Genomic DNA, 23,769 nt, shown 5'->3' on the forward strand with positions numbered 1-23,769 from the left:
CAACTCCTCCAGCCACGACCTCTGACTAGACTGGCCCATCACTCAAAAAAACAATAAGAAAACGCGCCAAGGAGGTCATTATTGTGAGTTTAGCCCCGGTCCTATCGTCGTTGAGTCTCAAAGATCAGGTCAGCGCCGCCGAGTGGCAAACCCGCGTCGACCTGGCCGCCTGTTATCGCCTGGTGGCGATGCATGGCTGGGATGACCTGATCTTCACCCACATCTCGGCCAAGGTGCCGGGCACCGATGATTTCCTGATCAACCCCTATGGGCTGATGTTCCACGAAATCACTGCGTCGAGCCTGGTCAAGGTCGATCAGGCCGGCAACAAGCTGATGGACAGCCCCTACGAGATCAACCCTGCGGGCTACACCATCCACAGCGCCATCCATGAAGTGCGTCACGACGTGACCTGCGTGCTGCACACCCACACCGCCGCCGGTGTCGCGGTGGCGGCGCAGAAACAGGGCGTATTGCCGATCAGCCAGCAGTCGATATTCGTCTTGTCGAGCCTGGCCTATCACGCCTACGAAGGGGTGGCGCTGAACCACGAAGAGAAGGCTCGTTTGCAGGCCGACCTGGGCGACAACAATTTCCTGATGCTGCACAACCACGGTCTGCTGACCTGCGGCGACACCATCGCCGACACCTTTTTGATGATGTTTGTCTTCCAGCGCGCCTGCGATATCCAGGTGCTGGCGCAAAACGGCGGCGCCGAATTGATCGCCATTGGGCCGCAGATACTCGCCGGTGCCAAGGCGATGGCGGCGGCGGTCACCAAGAGCGCTCAAGGTATGGGGGGCGCGCTGGCCTGGCCGGCGTTGCTGCGCAAATTGGACCGCGTCGATCCTGAGTATAAAACCTGATGCCACTCGCCGAGATCCCCCTCAGTGTCTGGCGCAAACGCAGCCAGACCTTCGACTTCCATGGCCGCACTATCCGTTACTGGGTGGCAGGGCAGGGTGAGCCGTTGCTGTTGATCCATGGTTTCCCCACCGCCAGTTGGGACTGGCATTACCTGTGGCAACCGCTGGCCCAGCGCAACCTGGTGATCGCCTGCGACATGCTCGGTTTTGGCGATTCCGCAAAACCCCTGGACCACGGTTATTGCCTGTTGGAACAGGCGGATTTGCAACAGGCGCTGCTGGAACACCTGCGCGTCGAGCAACCGGTGCACGTGCTGGCCCACGACTACGGCGACAGCGTCGCCCAGGAGTTGCTGGCTCGGCACTACGAGGGCCGTTTTCACATGGCCAGCTGTGTGTTTCTCAATGGTGGGTTGTTCCCTGAAACTCATCGCGCCGCGCTGGTGCAAAAGCTTTTGCTCAGCCCGCTGGGTTGGATGATCGGCCGAGCCTTCGGGCGTAATGCCCTGGCGGACAGCTTCAGCCAGATCTTCGGCCCCAATACCCGCCCGAGTGAGAGCGCTCTGGATGACTTCTGGAGCCTGATCAATAGTCACGAAGGCACGCGCATCCTGCACAAACTCATCGCCTACGTCCCGCAGCGGCGCCGTTTGCGTGAGCGTTGGGTGCAGGCGATGCAACGGGATGACGTGCCGCTGCGGGTGATCGATGGCGAGATCGACCCGATCTCCGGTGCCCATATGGTCGAGCGTTACCGCGAATTGGTGCCCCACGCGGATACGGTGCTGCTGGCCAATATCGGTCACTACCCGCAGATCGAGGCGCCGGTGCAGGTGCTCAAGCACTATCTGGCGTTTCGTGAGCGCATTGCTGGCCCAGTGTGGGCGCTGGCTTGCCTGCGATAGCGCCGCGGCGGTTCAACTGAAAGACCGAGGCGCTTGCATCGCAGGTACGCCAGCGCCCACATGATCATCCCTCTGCCTTATCGAGCACCATTCAGGCTCAGTCGTGGTTATTGTGACCATGGCCCCTGTGCCTGACACTCGACCCATTCCCATTGTCGCCATTGGAGTTTGGTATGAGTGAGTCAGTGCAGTTCCAGGATAAGGTCGTGATCGTCACCGGTGCCGGCGGCGGATTGGGCCGGGCCCATGCGCTGTTGTTCGCCAGGCATGGCGCCAAAGTGCTGGTCAACGATCTGGGCGGCTCCACCCAGGGCGAAGGTGCCAATGCTTCGGCCGCCGACCGTGTGGTGGCTGAGATTCGCGAAGCCGGCGGTATCGCCGAAGCCAACCATGACTCTGTCACCGACGGTGACAAGATCGTGCAGAACGCCCTCGACGCCTTCGGCCGTGTCGACGTGGTGGTCAACAACGCCGGTATTCTGCGTGACAAGACCTTCCACAAAATGGACGACAGCGACTGGGACCTGGTTTACCGGGTGCATGTCGAAGGCGCCTACAAAGTCACCCGCGCCGCCTGGCCGCATCTGCGCGAGCAAGGGTACGGGCGGGTGATCTTCACCGCGTCCACCTCGGGCATCTACGGCAACTTCGGTCAGTCCAACTACGGCATGGCCAAGCTTGGGCTGTATGGGTTGACCCGCACCCTGGCGCTGGAAGGGCGCAAGAACAACATCCTGGTCAACGCCATTGCCCCAACAGGCGGCACGCGCATGACCGAAGGCCTGATCCCGCCGCAAGTGTTCGAGCGCCTCAAGCCGGAGCTGGTCAGCCCATTGGTGGTGTACCTGGGCAGTGAGGCGTGCCAGGAAACCTCGGGCCTGTTTGAAGTGGGCGGCGGCTGGATCGGCAAGACCCGCTGGGAGCGCAGCCTGGGTGTAGGCTTTGATCCAGAGGCGGGTTTTTCACCCGAGGATGTGGCGGCGCACTGGCAGCAGATCTGCGACTTTGAAGGGGCGGCACACCCCAAGGACAACATCGAGGCCTTGAAGGAAATGATGGCCAATTTGCAGAAGTACAGCCTATGATCATTGCTTGAAAAAGCTTTAATCCTACGGGGCGCTGATGGCGCCCCGTTTTATTTTTGGCAAAAAAAAAGCCGCTGCAAAGGCAGCGGCTGAAGTAAGACGTTGGATCAAGGAGCGACAAATCAACGTCCGTTAACACGGGTAACAGATTGAATAGAGACATCAATCCATCTTGAGGCTGGCTTTTCTTCCGGAGGCGGAAGCGAGCGGTTTGCCCTGAAAGCCCGGCAAGAATAGCTGCTTGTAACAAAATGAGTAATGCCCATTCATGACAAGGACTGTTGCTGAATCGGCAACAGTCACGCTGCGCTCCATCCATTCTCCTGATAACCCGCCATCCACCCGACGCATGCGTGCGCCCAGACCCCGGCCAGAGCGCCTTGTCATCCTTTCGAGCGACAACACGAATCCCTCCTTGGTGCGCTTATCGCTCCCGATAGTCGGCAGTAGGGTGGGGCCTTCTGTCACTCACCGGGGAAGACGCATGACAAAAACAACAATGCGCGCCATCTTCAAGCCACAGGCGCTGGCCGCTGCCGTTGCGTTGGGTTGCTGTGCGCAGGCACAGGCTGTTTCGTTCAACATTGGCGAGATCGAAGGGCAATTCGATTCCTCGCTGTCGGTGGGCGCGAGTTGGGGCATGCGCGATGCGGACAAGAAGCTGGTGGGCACCGTCAATGGTGGCACCGGGCAAGCGTCCACCGGGGATGACGGCCGGCTGAACTTCAAGAAGGGCGAAACCTTTTCCAAGATCTTCAAAGGCCTGCACGACCTTGAATTGAAGTACGGCGATACGGGCGTGTTTGTGCGGGGCAAGTACTGGTACGACTTCGAGCTCCAGGACGAAGACCGCGAGTTCAAGCCGATCAGCAACCACAACCGCAAGGAAGGCGCCAAGTCCAGCGGCGCGCAAATCCTCGACGCCTTCGTCTACCACAACTATTCGCTGGGTGATTTGCCGGGCACGGTGCGGGTGGGCAAGCAGGTGGTGAGCTGGGGCGAAAGCACCTTCATCGGTAACTCCATCAACAGCATCAACCCCATCGACGTCTCGGCATTTCGTCGGCCGGGCGCCGAGATCAAGGAGGGGTTGATTCCGGTCAACATGCTGTTCGCTTCCCAGAGCCTGACCAACCAGTTGACCTTGGAAGGCTTCTACCAATTGGAGTGGGACCAGACGGTGCTGGACAACTGCGGCACCTTCTTTGGTGGCGATGTGGCGGCGGACGGCTGCACCAACAACTACACCGTCGGGAACCCGGCGATCAGGCCATTGCAACCTGTGGCGGCGGCGTTCGGCCAAGGATTTGGCGTGACCAATGAAGGGGTGATCGTGCGGCGTGCCGGCGACCGTGATGCGCGGGATTCCGGCCAGTTCGGCACCGCCTTGCGCTGGCTGGGGGATGACACCGAATACGGCCTGTACTTCATGAACTATCACAGCCGTACGCCTACGGTGGGGACCATCACCAACAACACCAGCCTGGCCACCCTGGGCGCTATCTCCGGCGCCGCCAACGGCATCGCGCCCGGCTCCGGCGCGGGCTTGGTCCAGAGCCTCATGCTTGGCCGTGGCCAGTACTACCTGGATTATCCCGAAGATATCCGCTTGTTCGGCGCCAGCTTCTCCACCACCTTGCCCACGGGCACGGCATGGACCGGCGAGATCAGCTACCGGCCCAATGCCCCGGTGCAACTCAATACCACGGACCTGACCCTGGCCTTGATCAACCCTGTCGCCGGCCAGGCCGCCTCGCCGATCCGCAGCAATTTCGGCGACGATAACAAAGGCTACCGCCGCAAGGAAATCACCCAGATCCAAAGCACCATGACCCAGTTCTTCGACCAGGTCCTGGGCGCCGAGCGCCTGACGTTGGTGGGCGAAGCGGCTGTTGTGCATGTCGCCGGCCTGGAAGATAAATCCAAACTGCGTTACGGCCGAGACTCGGTTTACGGCGCCTACGGTTTTCAGGGTGATACCGACGGCTTTGTCACCTCTACCTCTTGGGGCTACCGCGCACGGGCGATCCTGGACTACAACAACGCGATTGCCGGGGTGAACCTCAAGCCCAACCTCTCCTGGTCCCACGACGTTGCCGGCTACGGCCCCAACGGCCTGTTCAACAAAGGCGCCAAGGCCATCAGTGTTGGCGTGGATGCGGACTACCGCAACACCTACACCGCGAGCCTCAGCTACACCGACTTCTTTGGTGGCGACTACAACACCCTGACCGACCGTGACTTCCTCGCCCTCAGCTTCGGCGTGAACTTCTGATCTGGCTTAAAGAAGGACAAGACTCTATGCGTAAGATATTTGCGGTAATGGCCCTCAGCCTGCTGGCAGCCAACGTGATGGCCGCCGTGTCACCGGAAGAAGCCGCCAAGCTCGGCACCACCCTGACCCCGGTAGGCGCCGAAAAAGCCGGCAACGCCGACGGCTCGATTCCGGCCTGGACCGGCGGCATTCCGAAAAACGCCGGTGCGGTGGACAGCAAGGGTTTCCTGGCCGATCCATTTGCCAGTGAAAAGCCGCTGTTCGTGATCACCGCCGCCACCGTCGACAAGTACAAGGACAAACTCTCCGACGGCCAGGTGGCGATGTTCAAACGCTACCCCGAGACCTACAAGATCCCGGTGTACCCGACCCACCGCACGGTCAACCTGCCGCCGGAGATCTACGAATCGATCAAGCGCAGCGCGCTGAACGTCAAGCCGATCAACGACGGCAACGGCCTGGAGAACTTCACCGGCAACCGCTACTACGCGTTCCCGATTCCGAAGAATGGCGTGGAGGTGCTGTGGAACCACATCACCCGTTATCACGGCGGCAACCTGCGGCGCATCATCACCCAGGCCACGCCGCAGACCAACGGCAGCTACACGCCGATCCGCTTCGAGGAAGAAGTGGCCGTGCCGCAACTGATCCCCGACATGGACCCGGCCAAGGCCGCCAACGTGCTGACCTTCTTCAAGCAGTCGGTGACCGCGCCGGCGCGCTTGGCGGGTAATGTGTTGCTGGTGCATGAAACCCTCGACCAGGTGAAAGAGCCGCGCCTGGCCTGGATCTACAACGCCGGCCAACGCCGCGTACGCCGTGCGCCGCAAGTGGCGTATGACGGGCCGGGCACCGCCTCGGACGGCCTGCGCACCTCCGACAACTTCGACATGTTCTCTGGCGCCCCGGACCGCTACGACTGGAAGCTGGTGGGCAAGAAGGAGATGTACATCCCCTACAACAGCTACAAGCTCGACCAACCGACGCTCAAGTACGACGACATCATCAAGGCCGGCCACATCAACCAGGACCTGACCCGCTATGAGCTGCACCGCGTGTGGGAAGTGGTGGGCACGGTCAAGCCGAGTGAGCGGCATATCTACGCCAAGCGCCACATGTACATCGACGAGGACAGCTGGCAGGTGGCGCTGGTGGACCACTACGACGGCCGTGGCCAACTGTGGCGGGTTGCCGAAGGTCATGCGCAGTTCTACTACAACCACCAGACCCCGGCGTACACCGTGGAAACCCTCTACGACATCATCGCCGGGCGCTACATCGCGCTGGGCATGAAGAACGAGGAGAAGAGCAGCTTTGTGTTTGGTTTCAATGCCAAGGCGGCGGACTACACGCCGGCTGCGCTGAGGGCTGAAGGGGTGCGCTGATCCGGATCGAAGCAGGGTCAAACAGGTGGGGGGCTTGCCCCCGATGAGGGCGTGTCAGTCAATGGATGGGCCGACTGATACACCGCCATCGGGAGCAAGTCGAATCGTCGCACCGCCCCTCCCACATGGGGTTTTATGCATGGCTGGAAATCACCCAGCTGAATACTTCTTCAACAACCGCCAACCACAGGACTAGGGTAGGTGCCTGGTTGCATAACAATAAGAACGCAGGATGCAGCAATGACCGCCATGACACGCTGCCTGGACCGTCCTGGATTCATGCCTCGGCTGTCCGCCCACCATCTGCTGCGCCCACGCCTGGCCGAGCCTTTGCTGGCGGCGCAGGTCAGGGTCAAATTGCTGTGCGCCCCGGGTGGCAGCGGTAAGAGTGCGTTGCTGGCCGAGTGTGCATTGCAGGCGCCGGTGGGGTGCCAGGTGTACTGGCTGCCGTTCAACGGTGTTCCCTTAAGCCCGGTCGACGTTTGCCGACGCCTGGCGCAGAACCTCGGCCTGTCATTCACCGATGAAGCGACGTTGCTGCTGGACCTCACTCAGTGGCAGACGCCGGCGTGGGTGTTTCTCGATGACTTCTGTCGCTTGCCCACCCCCGACACCGACGCGTTGCTCGACCGCTTGCTCACCGTCAGCAGCCCGGCGTTGACGTGGTGGCTGGGGGCGCGGCGCCGGCCGATGTGCAATTGGCCACGGTTGCTGCTCGACGATGAGTTGCTGGAGTGCGGTGCCGATCTGGCGTTCAGCCCAGAGGAGATTCAGCAACTGCTCAATCCTGCGCTGGGGCTTTCTGTCGACAGCGTGCTGCAGTTCAGCGGCGGTTGGTGTGCCGGTGTGCGTATCGCTTTGCTCGGGGAAGGGCACCCGGAAAAGACCTTGCTCGACTACTTGCAGCACGAACTGTTCAGTACCTTGCCGCCGGAACTGGCCGAAGCCTGGCGCGTGCTCGCCCATCTGCCGCGCTTCAACACCGGATTGTGCGAGCACCTGTTCGGCTTTGGCGACGGTGACCACTACCTGCGCGACCTGCAGGCCCTCGGTGCGTTTATCCAGCCTTGGGAAGACACCGACTGGTTGCAGGTTTTTCCACCGCTCGCCCAATTGCTGCGCGATGAGCCCTGGCCGGCCAAACGTTCCTGGCACCGTCGCGCCTGCCAGTGGTTCACCACCGAGCAGGACTGGCAGGCTGCGTTTGAACAAGCGCTGCTGGCCGAAGAATATGAAGTGGCGGTGAGCCTGTTACAGCATTTCAGTTTCGAGGACTTGTTCCGTCAGCAGAACGCGGTGTTGCTGTTGCGCCTGCATGAACAGCACGGCGACGAATTGATGCTCGGCTCGGCGCAACTGGTGGGGCTGGTGACGGCGGCGCTGCTGTTCGCCGGGCGCTTCGACCAGGCCGCGCAATGCATCGACCAGTTGGCGCGCTTCGCTCCGCAACCGACGGCGGCACTGCAGCGGCATTTACTCGCGCGCTGGCAAGCGCAGTGGGGCTGGCTGTTGCACTTGGGCGGTGACGCCGAGCGTTCCCGCGAGCATTTCCTTGAAGCGTTGCAAGCCTTGCCCGACAGCGCCTGGACCTCGCGGTTGATGTGTCTGTCAGGCCTGACCCAGCAAGCCTTGCTGCGCGGCGAGCTGGACATTGCCCAGGCCCTGAACCGTGAAGCGCTGTGCCTGGCGCGCGCCCAGGGTTCATTGTTGCTCGAGGCCCTGCTCGAACTGGATCACGCACAGTTGCTGGAACAGCGCGGTGCACCCTATCGGGCACAGAGTTTGTTGGAAAACGTGCAGGCGATGTTGCTCAAACAGCGGCTCAAGGCCGGGCCATTGGTGGGACGTATTGCCCTGCGGCGCGGGCACCTGGCATTGCGCCAGGGGCAAGACAGCCTGGCGGACGCCTGTTTCCAGGCAGGCTTGAAAATGTGCCTGCACAGCCAGGATAAGCGCGTCCTTTATGGGTTTCTCGGCCTGGCCCTGCTGGCCGCCAACCGTGGCGACTACGCCCAGGCCTTTGTGCAGCTGCGCGACGCGGAACGGCTGATGCAGCAACGCCAGGTGCCCGAGACGGTGTACCGTGCGGTGCTGCTGTTGGTCAGCGGGCATTTCTGGCTGCAGCAAGGTCGCGCCGAACTGACGGCAGAAGCGGTGCGCCGTGTGCTCCGCCACTTCCGTGGGCCCCTGGCCAAACAGGCGCCGCCGGCCACCCTGGAATTGATTCCGCGCCTGGAATATTTGCTGGTGCTGGCAGAGGTCAAACTGGGCTGCGCCGAACAACCGGTGGCGCGGCTCAGTGCCTTGCTGGAAACCACCCACCAGCGCGGCATGCTCTGCCTGGAAACCGAGCTGCACCTGGTATTGGGTGAAGTGGCCTGGCAATTGGGCGACGCTGCCCTGGCGCGTCGCTCGCTGCAAACCGGCTTGGAACTGGCCGGTCGTTGTCAGGTGCAGCAGGCGATTCGTGAACTGCGTTTGCGTTCGCCGGGGTTGTTGAGTGAGCTGGGGATGGAGCCGCAGGCGTCAACGCCGGGCGCGGTGGACAACCCCCTGAGCCAGCGCGAATTGGAAGTGCTGCAGTTGATCGCCCTTGGCAACTCCAACCTGGAAATCGCCGATCGGCTGTTTATCTCCCTGCACACCGTCAAAACCCATGCGCGGCGCATCCACAGCAAGTTGGGTGTGGAGCGACGTACACAAGCGGTGGCCAAGGCCAAGGCCCTGGGGTTGATGACCTAAGCGCCGAGCGCCTGGCGGTATTCGCCGGGCGTGGCGCCCATGGCTTGGCGAAAACGATGGGTGAAGTGGCTGGCGCTGGAGAAACCGCACAGCAACGCGATCTCGCCCAGGGGCAAGGCGCCGCTGCGCAGTAGCGCCTGGGCGCGGGTCAGCCGCCGTGCCAGCAGGTATTGATGGGGCGGCAGGCCGAAGCTTTGGCGGAACATCCGCGCGAAATGGTACTCGGACAACGCGCACATCCCGGCCAGTTGGCCCAGGCTGATCGGGTCTTCCAGGTGCTGGTCGATGTACTCCACCAATCGCCGCCGTTGATGCGCCGCCAGCCCGCCTTTCAAACGCAGCCCCTCGCGCGCGCCTACCTGGCTGAGCAAGGTATGGCTGAGCATTTCATGGGCCAGGCTGCTGGTCAGCAGGCGCTCGGCGGGTTCGTGCCAGTTGAGGGCGATCAACTGGTGAAAGCGTCGGGCCTGGCTGGCGTCCTCCAGAAAGGTGCTTTCCCGCAGTTGCAACGCGCGGGGCTCGCGGTCGAGCAGGGTGATGCAACCGAGGGCAAATTGCTCCGGGCTGAAATACACATGGGCCAGGCGAATCTCGCCATTGATCACCCACGCCGATTGATGCTCGGCGGGCAGGATGCACAGCTTGTCCGGCCCACCCTTGGTGCCGGGCTGGTCGCGCCGGAACGTGCCGGTGCCGCCGCCGATGTAGCACGACAGGGTGTGATGGCTGGGCGCCTGGTAATCCTGCGAGTCGTGGTGGTTGCTCCACAAAGCTGCAGACAAACCGTCACCGAGCTCGGCGCAGGCTTCGAGCCGTGCGTTGGGCGAGCGGTTAAGCGCTTGAAAGACTTGCAGGGATTCCAGATCTGGCATGGTGAATACTCTCCGACGCCTTGCATCCTACTCCGCGATGCTGGCGCTGTGCTCCCGCTGCCCGACAAAAGCGCAAGATTGTGCAAGACCCTTCCGCGGGAGCAGGGTGACACTGGGGTTCAATCACCGGAGCCCCTCATGAACCTTTCCCTCTACTTACTCACCGTGCTGATCTGGGGCACTACCTGGATTGCCCTCAAATGGCAGCTGGGCGTGGTGGCGATTCCTGTGTCCATCGTGTATCGCTTCGGCCTGGCGGCGCTGGTGCTGTTTGCACTGTTGCTGCTGAGCCGCAAGTTGCAGGTGATGAACCGCCGCGGGCACCTGATCTGCGTCGCCCAGGGCTTGTGCCTGTTCTGCGTTAACTTCATGTGCTTCCTGACCGCCAGCCAATGGATCCCCAGCGGCCTGGTGGCGGTGGTGTTTTCCACGGCCACGTTGTGGAACGCACTCAATGCCCGGGTGTTTTTCGGCCAGCGGGTCGCGCGTAATGTGTTGATGGGCGGCGGCCTGGGGTTGGCCGGGTTGGGCTTGTTGTTCTGGCCGGAAGTGGTGGGGCATACCGCTAGCCCGCAGACCCTGCTTGGCCTGGGCTTGGCATTGTTGGGAACGATGTGTTTCTCGGCCGGCAATATGCTCTCGAGTCTGCAGCAGAAGGCTGGGCTCCGGCCGTTGACCACCAATGCCTGGGGCATGGCGTATGGCGCGGCGATGTTGGCAACGTATTGCGCGGTGCGCGGGATCCCGTTCGAGATGGACTGGAGTGCGCGGTATGTCGCGGCGTTGTGGTACTTGGTGATTCCAGGGTCGGTGATCGGGTTCACGGCGTACCTGACGCTGGTGGGGCGCATGGGGCCGGAGCGTGCTGCGTATTGCACGGTGCTGTTCCCGGTGGTGGCGTTGAATGTGTCGGCGTTTGCCGAGGGGTATCAGTGGACCGCGCCGGCGTTGGCGGGGTTGGTGCTGGTGATGGTCGGGAATGTGTTGGTGTTTCGTAAGCCTAAGGTTACGAGCCCGGTTTTCGAGGCGAAGGCTGTCTAGTGTGGGAGGGGGCTTGCCCCCGATGGCGGTGTGTCAGCCGCCTTATCTTTGATTGGTTCACCGCTATCGCAGGCAAGCCCCCATTTAGAGGAGGGGATCCTTTTATTTCATCCCCAGGCGCTTGGCCATGCGGCCGAGGTTGGCGCGGTCCAAGCCCAGTTCGCGAGCGGCGCTGGCCCAGTTGTGCTGATGGCGTTCCAGGCAGGCGCTGATGACCTGGCGTTGGTATTGCTCCGTGGCCTGGCGCAGGTCGCCGGTGACGGCGAGGCCGGTGTCGACCGGCGCTTCGACCACCGGCGCGCTGATATCGGGCAGGTCGAGGTCCTGTGCACTCAGGCTGAGAATCTTCGGACGCTCGCGACAGTTGCCGAGGGCTTTCAGCGCGCTGCGTCCGATCAAATGTTCCAGCTCTCGTACGTTGCCTGGCCAGTTATAGGCCAATAGTGCCGCCTGGGCATCGCTGGTCAGGCGCAGGCTGCCCAGGCCCATGCGTGAGCGGTTCTGTTCAAGGAAAAAACCGGCCAGCAGCAACACATCGCGCCCGCGCTCGCGCAGCGCCGGCACTTGCAGCGGGTACACACTGAGGCGGTGGTAGAAGTCGGCGCGGTAGCGGCCGTTGCGTACTTCGTCAGCGAGGTCGCGGTTGGTGGCGGCGATCAAGCGCACATCCACCTGATGCTCCTTGTCCGACCCCAGGCGCTGCAACTGGCCGCTTTGCAGCACCCGCAGCAGCTTGGCCTGTACCGTCAATGACAGCTCGCCCACTTCATCCAGGAACAGCGTGCCGCCATTGGCCAACTCGAACTTGCCCCGGCGTTCGTTCAGCGCACCGGTAAAGGCGCCGCGTACATGGCCGAACAGCTCGCTTTCCACCAGGGTTTCCGGCAGGGCGGCGCAGTTGAGGCTGATCAGCGGTTTGTCCGCGCGATGTGAGGCGGCGTGAATGGCCTGGGCCACCAGTTCCTTGCCCACGCCGGTTTCACCAGTGATCAGCACGGTGAGGTCGCTGCCGCCCACCCACTTGATTTCCTCCACCAGGCGTTTGTGGGTTTTGCTCTGCCCGATCATTTCCTTGTGCTGCTGGCCGCTGGCCTGGCGGTAGATCTCGGCACGCTGGTGTTCGTCTTCGGCACGCAGGGCCAGGCGCTCGATGCGCTCGGCGACGTTGACGGTGGCGGCGGCGAGGCTGGCGAAGGCTTGCAGGGCATCCAGCTCAACGCGTTCGAAACGTTCGGTGTCGAGCGCGTCCAGGGTCAGCAAGCCCCAGGGATGGTCGTCGACGAACAGTGGGCAGCCCATGCAGTCGTGCACTTCCAAGTGGCCGTGCAGGCCATCGACCAGGCCGTCGTAGGGGTCGGGCAATTCGCTGTCGCTGTCGAAGCGCGTGGGGCCGGGGCTGCTCAGCAATACGGCGAAGCGCGGATGTTCACTGACCTTGAAGCGCCGGCCCAGGGTATCGGCGCTCAAACCGTCGACGGCGAGCGGCACCAGCGAGTCGCCGTCCAGGCGCAACAGCGCGGCGGCGTCGCAGGGCAGCAGGGCGCGCATGGCTTGCAGCAGGCGGCGGTAACGCTCGCCTTCGGGCAGTTCGCGGGACAGGTCGGCGACCAAGGGCAGCAGGGTGGTGAGCAGTGATTTCGCAGTCATAATGACTCCTTGTAGTCCTTATGACTATATATTGTAGGAAGTCATATTGACTACCAGTCATTTAACTCATTGAAAAATATTGGTTTATAAGTTGGCACGAATACTGAGTGCGTCAGGGTAATCAGTGAAGAAGCCCAGGAGGCTCCCATGCTTAGTGCCCAAGACCGTGCCATCGTCAAATCCACCGTGCCCTTGCTGGAAAGCGGTGGCGAAGCGCTGATCACCCATTTCTACCGCATGATGCTCTCTGAGTACCCGGAGGTTCGCCCGCTGTTTAACCAGGCGCACCAGGCGAGCGGCGACCAACCTCGCGCCCTGGCCAACGGCGTGTTGATGTACGCGCGGCATATCGACCAGTTGGACCAGCTTGGCGATTTGGTGGCCAAGATCATCAACAAGCACGTGGCGCTGCAGATCCTGCCGGAGCACTACCCGATCGTCGGCGCCTGCCTGCTGCGCGCCATTTCCGAAGTGCTCGGCAGCGAGATCGCGACCCCCGAGGTGATGAATGCCTGGGGTGCAGCCTACGGCCAATTGGCGGATATCCTGATTGGCGCCGAGGCGGCGATCTATGAAGAGAAAGCCCAGGCCCCCGGCGGCTGGCGCGGTGCGCGGCCGTTCACGCTGGTCAAGCGCGTGGAGGAGAGTGCTGAAATCACCTCCTTCTATTTCGCCCCGGTGGATAACGCCCCGGTCCTCGCCGCCGCGCCTGGCCAGTACATCGGCATGAAGCTGGTGCTGGAGGGTGAAGAAGTACGCCGCAACTATTCGCTGTCGGCCCTGACCGATGCGGGCCAGTACCGCATCAGCGTCAAGCGCGAAGCGGGTGGTCGGGTGTCCAACTACCTGCACGACCAACTGCACGTCGGGGCGACCATCGACCTGTTCCCGCCGTCGGGCGAGTTCACCCTGGCGGCCAGCGACAAACCGTTGGTGCTGATCAGCGGCGGGGTAGGCATCACGCCGACCTTGCCGATGCTCGAAGCCGCCTTGGCCACTGAGCGCCCGGTGCACTTTATCCACTGCGCACGTAATGGCGCCGTGCATGCGTTCCGCGACTGGGTGGATGCCCTGGCGGCCCAGCACCCGCAACTCAAGCGTTACTACTGCTACGCCGAAGACGACGGCGTGAGCCCCGCAGCGGACAACGTCGGCCTGCTGAGCCAGGAACAACTGGCCGCCTGGTTGCCCGAGCAGCGCGACATCGATGCCTACTTCCTCGGCCCTAAAGGCTTCATGGCCGCGATCAAACGCCACCTCAAAGCCTTGGGTGTCCCCGAAAAACAAAGCCGCTATGAATTCTTCGGCCCAGCGGCGGCCTTGGAATAGGTACACATAACCTGTGGCGAGGGAGCTTGCTCCCGTTGGGCTGCGAAGCGGCCCAAAAAAGATGGGAGCGCTGCGCACTGGAGCGCCAGCCCGGTCCAACGGGAGCAAGCGCCCTCGCCACAGGTCCGCCACAACATTTCCCATGATTAATCCCCCGTTAACCCCCTCTGTTTAAACCACTCCCTGTGTGTAAACTTGCGGCCATACGCCACAACCATAATCAGGCAAAGGGAAACGGAGATGAGTGACGAATTGCGTTTAGGCAGGGAGCGGCGCTTTCTGGTGTTGCTGGGCATCATCTGCCTGGCGCTGATCGGCGGTGCGCTCTACATGCAGGTTGTACTGGGCGAGGCCCCATGCCCGCTGTGCATCCTGCAACGCTACGCCTTGCTGTTGATCGCGATCTTCGCGTTCATCGGCGCAGCCATGCGCACCAAAGGCGCCCTCACGCTGTTTGAAGGCCTGGTGATACTCAGCGCCCTCGGCGGGGTGGCCGCCGCCGGCCATCATGTGTACACCCAGTTCTTCCCTCAGGTGAGCTGCGGCATCGATGTGCTGCAACCGATTGTCGATGACCTGCCCCTGGCCAAGGTGTTTCCCCTGGGCTTCCAGGTCGACGGCTTCTGCAGTACCCCTTATCCACCCGTACTCGGCCTGTCGCTGGCGCAGTGGGCATTGGTCGCCTTCGTGCTGACGGTGATCCTGGTACCGCTGGGTATCTACCGGAATCGCCAGCACACAGCCTGAGCCCATCACCCAAACGCCCCGGTCTTTCTTAACGGAAGGCCGGGGCGTTTTTGCTTGTGGGGATTTGTGAACAGAACGTGACGCCGGACAATTTCAGGTGCGCGCAGCGTGCGACATGTTGTCACACGGAAGCGTCCGCAGGACGTTTCTGACCGGCCAAACGGCTGCTTAAATTTGCATCAAGCGGCCAAGATGTGCTGTCAGTTTGTGGTTGCGCCAATGCCACGCACCTCACGCCGAACCAGCGATTCGGTGATGTCCGAATGCCTTGTTTTATGGGGGGTTGCATCGGTTTGGCATGCCCTTACGCGCTGTAAGGGCTGTGGCGGATTGCCCTATAACACGGCAATTTTTGTGGTTTTTGTTGAGAATTGAACGCGATAAGATCGCGAACCGTTGCAATAATGGTGAAGGATTATTGCTGTAATCGATAAAAATTATTTCTTTATAAGACATGGTTTATACATCGCTAGCTAACTACAATCGCCCGCACTGAATGTCCTGTGCTGTTCAATATTTGAGCACTGGAGCGGTCGAGGGGCAGATGGATGGCTCTGTGCGACCCCAAGGTTCCGGCAGCCTTTCAACTATCCGCACCAAATGGAATTGGTCTGTAACAAGGCCTTTAACCACGAAATCGAATAAGAACTCACCGCAGGTCCGTGAAACGTACAGTTATGGCGTGACGGGCAGGCTCTTATTCAATCGAAGAGAAATGCCAACCCTTGGCAGGGTGAAGTGTTGGCGATCAAAACCCAACTGCATTGCGCAAGCTGCTTTAGAGGTCGTGAGATGAGTAAAAACAGGTACCCCCGATTACTAGGCTTTTTGCCGCTGCTGGGCATGATGTTAATGCTGGGAGGCTGCAAGTGGACCTTGATGGACCCAAAAGGACAGATCGGTCTGGATCAACGAAACCTGATCATCACCGCCACCCTGCTGATGCTGTTGGTCGTGGTGCCTGTGATCATCATGACCTTCGCCTTCGCCTGGAAATACCGCGCGTCGAACACCAACGCGACCTACGCGCCGAAGTGGTCGCACTCCACCAAGATCGAAATCGCGGTGTGGCTGGTTCCGATCCTCATCATCATCGCCCTGGGTTACATCACCTATAAGTCGACCCACGAGCTGGACCCGTACCGTCCGCTGGAGTCCGACGTCAAGCCGATCAACATCGAAGTGGTCGCGCTGGACTGGAAGTGGCTGTTCATCTACCCGGACCTGGGTATCGCCACCGTTAACCAGATCCGCTTCCCGGAAAACACCCCGCTTAATTTCCGGATCACCTCCGACGCCGTGATGAACTCGTTCTTCATCCCTGCCCTGGGCGGTCAGATCTACGCGATGGCAGGCATGCAGACCCGACTGCACCTGATCGCCAACGAAAAAGCTGAAATGGAAGGCATCTCCGCGAACTACAGCGGCGCTGGCTTCACCGGCATGAAATTCAAAGCCATCTCGACGAGCCAGGAAGATTTCAACGCCTGGGTAGCCGAAGTCAAGGCCGCACCTAAACAGCTTGATCAAGCTGAATACGACGCCCTGACCAAACCAAGCCAGAACAACCCAGTCGCCCTGTACTCCACGTATGAGCCGAACCTGTTTCAGAAAATCGTCGACAAGTACGAAGGCATGAAACCAGGCAAGCCGGTCAAGCACGAGAAGAAAGAAGTGGCCGCGGTTGAAGGTTCTGACACGGGCTCGCATTCAACTGCTGGGGCAGAGGAGTAAACGATGTTTGGTAAATTAAGTTGGGATGCGGTCCCGTTCCACGAGCCGATTGTGATGATTACCATCGCCATGATCGCGCTGGGTGGTCTGGCACTGTTTGCAGCAATCACTTATTTCAAGAAGTGGACCTACCTGTGGACCGAGTGGTTGACGTCGGTCGACCACAAGAAAATCGGTGTCATGTACGTCATCGTGGCCATGGTCATGCTGCTGCGTGGTTTTGCCGACGCCATCATGATGCGTACCCAGTTGGCCATGGCCACCGAGGGTTCGCCTGGCTACCTGCCACCTGAACACTATGACCAGATCTTCACCGCCCACGGTGTGATCATGATCATCTTCATGGCGATGCCATTCTTCACCGGCCTGATGAACCTTGCCTTGCCGCTGCAGATTGGCGCCCGTGACGTTGCCTACCCGTTCCTGAACTCCCTGAGCTTCTGGCTGCTGGTTTCCGGCGTTGTGCTGATCAACGTGTCCCTGGGTGTCGGCGAATTCGCCAAGACCGGTTGGGTTGCGTATCCGCCATTGTCGGGCCTGCAATACAGCCCTGGCGTGGGTGTGGACTACTACATCTGGGCGCTACAGTTATCAGGACTCGGGACGACACTGACGGGGGTCAACTTCCTGGCCACCGTCCTGAAAATGCGCGCCCCTGGCATGAAACTGATGGACATGCCGATCTTCACCTGGACCTGCACCTGGGCCAACGTCCTGATCGTGGCTTCGTTCCCGATCCTGGCCGCTACCATGGCGCTGCTGTCGCTTGACCGTTACCTGGATTTCCACATTTTCACCAACGAACTTGGTGGCAATCCAATGATGTACGTGAACCTGTTCTGGGCATGGGGTCACCCTGAGGTGTACATCCTGATCCTGCCAGCGTTCGGTATCTTCTCCGAAGTGATCTCGACCTTTACCGGCAAGCGCCTGTTCGGTCACCACTCGATGGTTTACGCATCGGGCGCAATCTCCGTACTGGGCTTCATGGTGTGGCTGCACCACTTCTTCACCATGGGTTCGGGGGCCAGCGTCAACGCCTTCTTCGGCCTGGCGACGATGCTGATTTCCATCCCGACGGGGGTGAAGCTATTCAACTGGCTGTTCACCATCTACCACGGCCGTCTGCGCATGACCAGCCAGGTCCTGTGGACCCTGGGCTTCATGGTGACCTTCGCCATCGGCGGCATGACCGGCGTACTGCTGGCCATCCCGGGTGCTGACTTCGTCCTGCACAACAGCCTGTTCGTGATCGCTCACTTCCACAACGTGATCATCGGTGGTGCGGTATTCGGTTACATCGCTGGTTTCAGCTTCTACTTCCCGAAAGCGTTCGGCTTCAAGCTGCACGAAGGCTGGGGCAAGGCTGCATTCTGGTTCTGGATCTCGGGCTTCTTCGTCGCGTTCATGCCGCTCTATGCACTGGGCTTCATGGGCATGACCCGTCGTCTGAACGCCACCACCAACCCTGAGTGGGTGCCGTACCTGTACGTCGCCATGTTCGGTGCAATCATGATCGCTGTGGGTATCGCCTGCCAGTTGATCCAGCTGTACGTGAGCATCCGTGACCGTAAGCAGAACGCTTGCGACTCCGGCGACCCATGGAATGGCCACACCCTGGAATGGTCGACCTCGTCGCCACCACCGTTCTACAACTTCGCCGTGATCCCGACTGCGAACACCATTGATGCGTTCACCGAAGCCAAGGAAGACGGTACTGCGTACCAGCGTCCTAAGCACTACGAACCGATCCACATGCCAAACAACACCGCCACTGGCGTGGTGATGGGTGCGCTGTTGACCGTGTTCGGTTTCGCGATGATCTGGCACATCTGGTGGCTGGCAATCGTGGGCCTGGTGGGCACCATCGGTTACTTCATCGTCCACGCTGCACGTGATGATCAAGGCTACATGGTGCCGGTCGAAACGATCGAACGCATCGAAGCCGAGCAACACGCTCGCCTGGTCGCCGAGAAGAAAATCCCGGCCAACCGTGTAGAAACCTCGTTGGAACAGGCTTAAACCATGTCGAACTTAGTGACCAATGCTGGACACGCCCATGTCGATGACCATGGGCACGATGACCATCACCACGACTCGGGGCCGATGACCGTTTTCGGTTTCTGGCTCTACCTGATGACCGACTGCATCTTGTTTGCGTCGATCTTCGCGGTGTACGCGGTACTGGTAAACAACGTAGCGGGTGGCCCGTCGGGCCACGACATCTTCGAACTGCCTTACGTGCTCGGCGAAACTGCCTTGCTGTTGTTCAGTTCGATCACCTACGGCTTCGCCATGTTGGCCTTCTACAAGGGCAACAAAAAAGGCGTACTGAGCTGGTTGGCACTGACCTTCCTGTTCGGCCTGGGCTTCATCGGCATGGAGATCAACGAGTTCCACCTGCTGATCTCCGAAGGCTACGGCCCGCACCGTTCCGGTTTCCTGTCGGCGTTCTTCACGCTGGTCGGCACCCACGGTCTGCACGTAACGGCCGGCCTGCTGTGGATGGCGGTGATGATGTATCAGGTCAATAAACACGGCCTGACCAACACCAACAAGACTCGCCTGAGCTGCCTGAGCCTGTTCTGGCACTTCCTGGACGTGGTCTGGATCTGCGTCTTCACCGTTGTTTACCTGATGGGGACTCTGTAATGGCTAATGCACACTCCCATGACCATGACAGCCATGATGCGAGCCACGGCAGCGTTAAGTCTTACGCTATCGGCTTCATCCTGTCGGTAATCCTGACGCTCATCCCGTTCGGTCTGGTGATGTACCCGACCCTGCCGAAGTCGATCACCTTGATGATCGTACTGGCGTTCGCGGTGATTCAGGTGCTGGTTCACCTGGTGTACTTCCTGCACTTGGACCGCTCTAAAGAGCAGCGCGATAACGTGATTGCGTTCGTGTTCGCAGGCTTAGTAATCCTGCTGCTGGTTGGCCTGTCGATATGGATCATGTTCAGCATCCATACGTTCATGATGGCGAAGTGAGGTAAGACCCGATGTCGCTTAAGCACTTTATCCAAATCACCAAACCGGGGATCATTTTCGGTAACGTGCTTTCTGTGGCGGGCGGTTTCTTCCTGGCCTCCCAGGGACATGTCGATCTGGCCATCTTCCTGGCTGCGATGATCGGTACGTCCCTGGTGGTAGCTTCCGGTTGTGTATTCAACAACTGCATCGACCGCGACATCGACATCAAGATGGAGCGCACCAAGAATCGCGTGCTGGTCCAGGGCCTGATCTCCCTGAAGCTGGCACTGATCTTCGCGACCGTCCTGGGTGTTGCCGGCGTGGTGTTGTTGTACAAGGTGGCCAACCCGTTGGCGGCGTTGTTTGCCGTTATCGGCTTTGTCATCTACGTCGGCCTCTACAGCCTGTACCTCAAGCGCAAGTCGGTTCACGGCACGCTGGTGGGCAGCCTGTCGGGGGCGATGCCGCCGGTGATTGGTTATGTGGCTGTGACCAATAGCTTCGACATGGCTGCGCTGGTGCTGCTGGTGATGTTCAGCCTGTGGCAGATGCCGCATTCCTACGCCATCGCGATCTTCCGTTTCAACGACTACCTGGCTGCGTCGATTCCGGTATTGCCGGTCAAGCGTGGCATCCAGGTCGCCAAGAAACACATCCTGCTGTACATCCTGGCCTTCCTCGTGGCGACCTTGATGTTGACCTTCAGTGGCTACGCCGGCATGAGCTACCTCGCCGTCGCGGCGGCCATGGGCATGTACTGGTTGTACATGGCCTGGACCGGCTACAAGGCGGTGGACGACACCGTCTGGGCCCGCAAGCTGTTCGTGTTCTCGATCTTCACCATCACCGCGCTCAGCGTGATGATGTCCCTGGATTTCCAAGTGCCGAAAGAGCTGTTGCTGACCTACGCTCACTGAGTGGTCTGGCAGTGAAAAAGCCCCGCCTTCGAGAGAAGCGCGGGGCTTTTTCTTGGACGCGGGTTTAAATCTGCGCAGGTTTATCTCGTCATACCCCTCTGTACGAGTTGTGCGAATCCATCACCCGTCTACAAGGACGTCTTTACAAGGAGTAGCCCTATGGTCACCGTCAGTCGCCGGTCCCTTCTCGCCCTGGGCGCAGCCCTGCCACTGCTGGGGCGCTTGGATTGGGCCGTTGCCAGCCCACCGCCGACCAAGACTGATAAGGTGCTGCTCAACTACAACGAAAGCCCCTACGGGCCCTCACGCGCCGCCCGTGACGCAATGCAGCAAGGGATCGCCACGTCCGGGCGTTATCCCTACAAACACATGTACGCCCTGGCCGGGTTGTTTGCCCAGCAGCAAGGCATTGCCGAGGAGCAAGTGGCCGTTTTCGCAGGCTCGATGGCCGCGTTGCGTTATGCCGTGCTGGCATTCACCAGCGAAACCCGCGGCCTGGTAATGCCCACGCCGTCTTACGAAGTGCCGCGCCAGGCCGCCGAATCGAGTAGAGCGCCGGTGAAGGAGGTCAGCCTGAACGCCGACCACGCCCACGACATCCCGGCCATGCTCGCCGCCGATCCACAGGCCGGCATGCTCTACCTGTGCAACCCCAACAACCCCACGGGCACCGTGACCCCCATCGACGCCATCCGCCAGGCCTTGGCGGATAAACCCAAAGGCAGCGTGCTGGTGGTGGACGAGGCCTATATCGACTTCGCCGACGTGCCCAGCGTCGTCAGTTGGGTCAAGGACCACGACGACCTGCTGGTGCTGCGCACCTTCTCGAAAATCTATGGCATGGCCGGCGCCCGCCTGGGCTTGGCGATCGGCCACCCGGCGCTGTTGGAGCGGCTGGCCGTGTTTGGCGGCGACAACGTCCCGGCGGGCTGTACCCTGCTTGGCGGCCTCGCCAGCCTTGAAGATGTGAAACTGCTGCCGCAACGCAAGGCGCTCAATAACCAACTGCGCGACGAGACGGTAGCCTGGCTGAAAGGGCGTGGGTTCACCTGCACGGCCTCCCAGGCGAACTGTTTCATGATCGACGTGAAACAACCGGCGGCGCAGGTGATCGAGAAACTGGCCGCGCAAGGCGTGCTGATCGGACGGGTGTGGAAAGACTGGCCGCAGTGGGTGCGGGTGACAGTAGGGAACAAGCGGGAGATGGAGCGGTTTCGCGAAGTGTTTGCGGCGCAGATCGAACCGATCAACTGACACAATTCAAGCTGTGGGAGGGGGCTCCCACAGTTACTCCATGGTGTCAGTTACTGCTGCGCGATGCTGTACCCCTCAAACGCCGTCTGCTGCTGCAACGCAGTGATCACGCTCTTGCGGCTCAACGGCTGCTCGGCGCCGGCGTTATCCACAAAGCTCTCCACCTCCAGCTCCGCTTCATCGCCTTCACCCACAAAGCTGAAGCCCAAAAACTCGAACGCCTCACGGTCAACGTTCAGCTTCGAGCGCGGCGTGCGCAACGGTAGGGTGACACTGATGCCATCCTTGCTGATCACAAACACCTCGGCTTCTTTCTTGGGCCGTGACGCCTTGCTCTTGCCGGCGCTCGGGTTGCTGATGGCCTGGTGGCTCTGGTTCAGCACCTTCAACGCCAAACCGTAGACCAACTCCTGAAACTCGGGGTCGTCCTTGAAGCTGGACAGGATGCGACTGATGGAAAACTGGCTGCTCAGGTTTTCCAGGGCGGCGTTGTCCGCGGCTTCTGCATCCTTGAGTTGCTTGAGCTGGCCCATCAGGTCATAGGCCTTGTCGTCGTCGAAGGCGTCGTGGGCCTGGCGGATCGCCACGCGCAGCTCGCGGATCTGGTCGCTTTCCTTGGAGGTGTGGAAAGCGTCCAGCACCATCTCGCTGATGATCTTGGCGGCCGGCACATGCTGTGAAAGATTGATGGCGTTTTCGTACTCGGCTTTGGACTGCAAGGCGACTACGGATTCTTCGGGGGCGGATTTTTCGGTGTAAGAATCGGACATTGAAATTTCACTACTTCAGTAAACGAGGACAAAAAAGCGTCGCGCATTTTCAGCGCGCAGGGGGATCAGGTCAAGGCAGCACAATGCCCTTGTCCCGACGCAATGCCGTCAGCGTCCGTTGCAACCGGATTGCCCGTCCGCAAAACAGGCCCACGGTAAAGCCCGATACGCCGCCCAGCGTCATCAGCATCGACGGCGTGCTGAGCAGCAACGGATGTACCGCCTGTTGGTAGCCGAAGTAATACTTCACCGCAAAGAACAACTGTGAGATCAGCAGGGTCTTCCAGGTGCCTGGCAACACCAGGGTTTCGCCATTGGCATCCAGCCGGGCGCCTTGCGCATTGAACAGCAGCATGCCCACCAGGCTGCCCAGAGCCGCGCCGCCGCCCCAGGCGCCGCTCGACAAGATTGAAGGCGCCAGCGACATCAGCGACCACACCACCAGCACCACCGGCAAGATCACCAGCGAGCGACGATTCTCGCGGCCGCCCAGGCAGGCCTTGATGCCGTAGTAGCAGACCCACAGGTAGATGGCGTAAACCCAAACGGGCGTGCCTTGGAGGATATCAAGCATCGAATGCTTCCTTGCGCTGCATTGGGCAATTTCAGATCGGTCTGAGCAGGTTGTTAGTAGTGATAGCGGCACATCAGAATCTGTACCTCATTCTCTTCTATTCCATATACGAGACGATGCTCTGCTGTAATCCGCCGCGACCAGAAACCACTCAGGTGGTGCTTGAGGGGTTCAGGTTTTCCAACCCCATCAAACGGATCTCTCTGGATGGCCTTGATCAGCAAATTGATACGCTTGAGCCCGGCCTTATCGTTTTGTTGAAACCAGAGGTAGTCGTCCCAGCCCTCAGGGGTAAAGGGTATGTTCATTCTTCAATCAACCGCCTTGGCTTGGCTTTGCCAGCTTGCAGGCTGTTGACTGAGTTGATGAGGCGTTCGGCATTTTTAGGCGAGCGCAGCAGATAGGCCGTCTCTTCAAGCGCATTGAACTCTGACAACGAAATCATCACCACCGGCTCACCTTTTTGCCGTGTTACCAGCAGTGGTACGTGGTCTTCGTTAACCCGATCCATCGTTTCGGAAAGATGGGCGCGGGCGTTGGTGTAGTTGATGGTTTCCATGATGGCGTCCTCGTTCGATGGTTGAAACGTACAGAAATACGTACATGTCTTCAAACGGCATCTTATCAATGGTCAAGTGCAAGTTTTTGCCA

Annotated in this window: 22 protein-coding genes; 15 read left to right on the top strand and 7 right to left on the bottom strand. The window is 60.4% G+C overall.

The genetic code is table 11. The features are described from left to right. The first annotated feature begins 83 nt into the window (after positions 1-83). The 3 genes from QCBJ_RS29520 to QCBJ_RS29530 all read left to right on the top strand — a co-directional run bounded on the left by QCBJ_RS29520 (position 84) and on the right by QCBJ_RS29530 (position 2,856). Positions 84-866 carry a class II aldolase/adducin family protein gene (locus QCBJ_RS29520; RefSeq protein ID WP_015885825.1) on the top strand — a complete coding sequence of 261 codons (783 nt, stop codon included), beginning with the start codon at positions 84-86 and terminating at the stop codon, positions 864-866. Next, a complete protein-coding gene (locus QCBJ_RS29525) occupies positions 866-1,771 on the top strand; it encodes an alpha/beta fold hydrolase (protein WP_015885824.1) in 906 nt (301 codons plus the stop codon). The genes QCBJ_RS29520 and QCBJ_RS29525 overlap by 1 nt, the downstream gene beginning before the upstream one ends. A gap of 173 nt (positions 1,772-1,944) precedes the next feature. Continuing rightward, the gene (locus QCBJ_RS29530) at positions 1,945-2,856 is read left to right on the top strand and encodes an SDR family oxidoreductase (protein WP_015885823.1); all 912 of its coding nucleotides are present in this window, start codon (positions 1,945-1,947) and stop codon (positions 2,854-2,856) included. A 162-nt stretch (positions 2,857-3,018) separates the two neighbouring features. Here the strand turns inward: QCBJ_RS29530 and QCBJ_RS30115 are convergent, their stop codons facing one another. After that, positions 3,019-3,261 (bottom strand): hypothetical protein, encoded by a 243-nt coding sequence (locus tag QCBJ_RS30115; protein WP_139237972.1) that lies wholly within the window; start codon positions 3,259-3,261, stop codon positions 3,019-3,021. Positions 3,262-3,340: 79 nt separating this feature from the next. On the opposite strand from QCBJ_RS30115, the gene QCBJ_RS29535 reads away from it, so the two are divergent. The 3 genes from QCBJ_RS29535 to QCBJ_RS29545 all read left to right on the top strand — a co-directional run bounded on the left by QCBJ_RS29535 (position 3,341) and on the right by QCBJ_RS29545 (position 9,258). Continuing rightward, positions 3,341-5,131 carry a DUF1302 domain-containing protein gene (locus tag QCBJ_RS29535; protein WP_015885822.1) on the top strand — a complete coding sequence of 597 codons (1,791 nt, stop codon included), beginning with the start codon at positions 3,341-3,343 and terminating at the stop codon, positions 5,129-5,131. 26 nt (positions 5,132-5,157) lie between these two features. Then, positions 5,158-6,516, top strand: a complete 1,359-nt coding sequence (locus tag QCBJ_RS29540) for a DUF1329 domain-containing protein (protein WP_015885821.1) — start codon at positions 5,158-5,160, stop codon at positions 6,514-6,516. Between the two features lie 240 nt (positions 6,517-6,756). Beyond that, positions 6,757-9,258, top strand: coding sequence for a LuxR C-terminal-related transcriptional regulator (locus QCBJ_RS29545; RefSeq protein WP_102062157.1), 2,502 nt, complete (start codon positions 6,757-6,759; stop codon positions 9,256-9,258). Here QCBJ_RS29545 and QCBJ_RS29550 read toward each other — a convergent pair. After that, positions 9,255-10,130, bottom strand: coding sequence for a helix-turn-helix domain-containing protein (locus QCBJ_RS29550; protein ID WP_093543363.1), 876 nt, complete (start codon positions 10,128-10,130; stop codon positions 9,255-9,257). The genes QCBJ_RS29545 and QCBJ_RS29550 overlap by 4 nt on opposite strands. Before the next feature lie 138 nt (positions 10,131-10,268). Here QCBJ_RS29550 and QCBJ_RS29555 point away from each other — a divergent pair, with 138 nt between their 5' ends. Continuing rightward, a complete protein-coding gene (locus QCBJ_RS29555) occupies positions 10,269-11,171 on the top strand; it encodes a DMT family transporter (protein ID WP_102062158.1) in 903 nt (300 codons plus the stop codon). A gap of 102 nt (positions 11,172-11,273) precedes the next feature. Here QCBJ_RS29555 and norR read toward each other — a convergent pair whose 3' ends face one another. Next, positions 11,274-12,818: a nitric oxide reductase transcriptional regulator NorR gene (gene norR, locus QCBJ_RS29560; RefSeq protein ID WP_093543361.1), complete on the bottom strand. Its 1,545-nt coding sequence runs from the start codon at positions 12,816-12,818 to the stop codon at positions 11,274-11,276. A 147-nt stretch (positions 12,819-12,965) separates the two neighbouring features. Between norR and hmpA the strand changes: the two genes are divergently transcribed. The 8 genes from hmpA to QCBJ_RS29605 all read left to right on the top strand — a co-directional run bounded on the left by hmpA (position 12,966) and on the right by QCBJ_RS29605 (position 21,774). Continuing rightward, on the top strand, positions 12,966-14,147 hold the full coding sequence (gene hmpA, locus QCBJ_RS29565; RefSeq protein ID WP_102062159.1) for an NO-inducible flavohemoprotein: 1,182 nt from the start codon (positions 12,966-12,968) through the stop codon (positions 14,145-14,147). 240 nt (positions 14,148-14,387) lie between these two features. Further along, a complete protein-coding gene (locus QCBJ_RS29570) occupies positions 14,388-14,894 on the top strand; it encodes a disulfide bond formation protein B (RefSeq protein ID WP_015885815.1) in 507 nt (168 codons plus the stop codon). A gap of 792 nt (positions 14,895-15,686) precedes the next feature. Then, positions 15,687-16,628: a ubiquinol oxidase subunit II gene (cyoA, locus tag QCBJ_RS29580; RefSeq protein WP_043205874.1), complete on the top strand. Its 942-nt coding sequence runs from the start codon at positions 15,687-15,689 to the stop codon at positions 16,626-16,628. Between the two features lie 3 nt (positions 16,629-16,631). Beyond that, on the top strand, positions 16,632-18,650 hold the full coding sequence (gene cyoB, locus QCBJ_RS29585) for a cytochrome o ubiquinol oxidase subunit I (RefSeq protein WP_015885813.1): 2,019 nt from the start codon (positions 16,632-16,634) through the stop codon (positions 18,648-18,650). A gap of 3 nt (positions 18,651-18,653) precedes the next feature. After that, positions 18,654-19,280, top strand: a complete 627-nt coding sequence (locus QCBJ_RS29590) for a cytochrome o ubiquinol oxidase subunit III (protein WP_010206435.1) — start codon at positions 18,654-18,656, stop codon at positions 19,278-19,280. After that, a complete protein-coding gene (cyoD, locus tag QCBJ_RS29595) occupies positions 19,280-19,621 on the top strand; it encodes a cytochrome o ubiquinol oxidase subunit IV (RefSeq protein WP_010206434.1) in 342 nt (113 codons plus the stop codon). Before QCBJ_RS29590 ends, cyoD begins: the two co-directional genes overlap by 1 nt. An 11-nt stretch (positions 19,622-19,632) precedes the next feature. Further along, entirely contained in the window at positions 19,633-20,520 is an 888-nt protein-coding gene (gene cyoE, locus QCBJ_RS29600; RefSeq protein ID WP_015885812.1) for a heme o synthase, read from the top strand. A 159-nt stretch (positions 20,521-20,679) separates the two neighbouring features. After that, a complete protein-coding gene (locus QCBJ_RS29605) occupies positions 20,680-21,774 on the top strand; it encodes a pyridoxal phosphate-dependent aminotransferase (RefSeq protein ID WP_102062160.1) in 1,095 nt (364 codons plus the stop codon). 50 nt (positions 21,775-21,824) lie between these two features. Here QCBJ_RS29605 and QCBJ_RS29610 read toward each other — a convergent pair whose 3' ends face one another. From QCBJ_RS29610 to QCBJ_RS29625, 4 genes are all read right to left on the bottom strand, one after another. Continuing rightward, positions 21,825-22,544, bottom strand: coding sequence for a hypothetical protein (locus QCBJ_RS29610; RefSeq protein WP_093543355.1), 720 nt, complete (start codon positions 22,542-22,544; stop codon positions 21,825-21,827). A gap of 70 nt (positions 22,545-22,614) precedes the next feature. After that, positions 22,615-23,118: a DUF6622 family protein gene (locus QCBJ_RS29615; protein ID WP_015885809.1), complete on the bottom strand. Its 504-nt coding sequence runs from the start codon at positions 23,116-23,118 to the stop codon at positions 22,615-22,617. 53 nt (positions 23,119-23,171) lie between these two features. After that, positions 23,172-23,426: a Txe/YoeB family addiction module toxin gene (locus tag QCBJ_RS29620; RefSeq protein ID WP_102062161.1), complete on the bottom strand. Its 255-nt coding sequence runs from the start codon at positions 23,424-23,426 to the stop codon at positions 23,172-23,174. Continuing rightward, positions 23,423-23,677 carry a type II toxin-antitoxin system Phd/YefM family antitoxin gene (locus QCBJ_RS29625; protein WP_043205868.1) on the bottom strand — a complete coding sequence of 85 codons (255 nt, stop codon included), beginning with the start codon at positions 23,675-23,677 and terminating at the stop codon, positions 23,423-23,425. The genes QCBJ_RS29620 and QCBJ_RS29625 overlap by 4 nt, the downstream gene beginning before the upstream one ends. Positions 23,678-23,769: the final 92 nt, after the last annotated feature.

Source organism: Pseudomonas sp. QC2, assembly GCF_002859085.1.
In the GTDB taxonomy this organism is placed as follows: Bacteria; Pseudomonadota; Gammaproteobacteria; order Pseudomonadales; family Pseudomonadaceae; genus Aquipseudomonas; species Aquipseudomonas petroselini.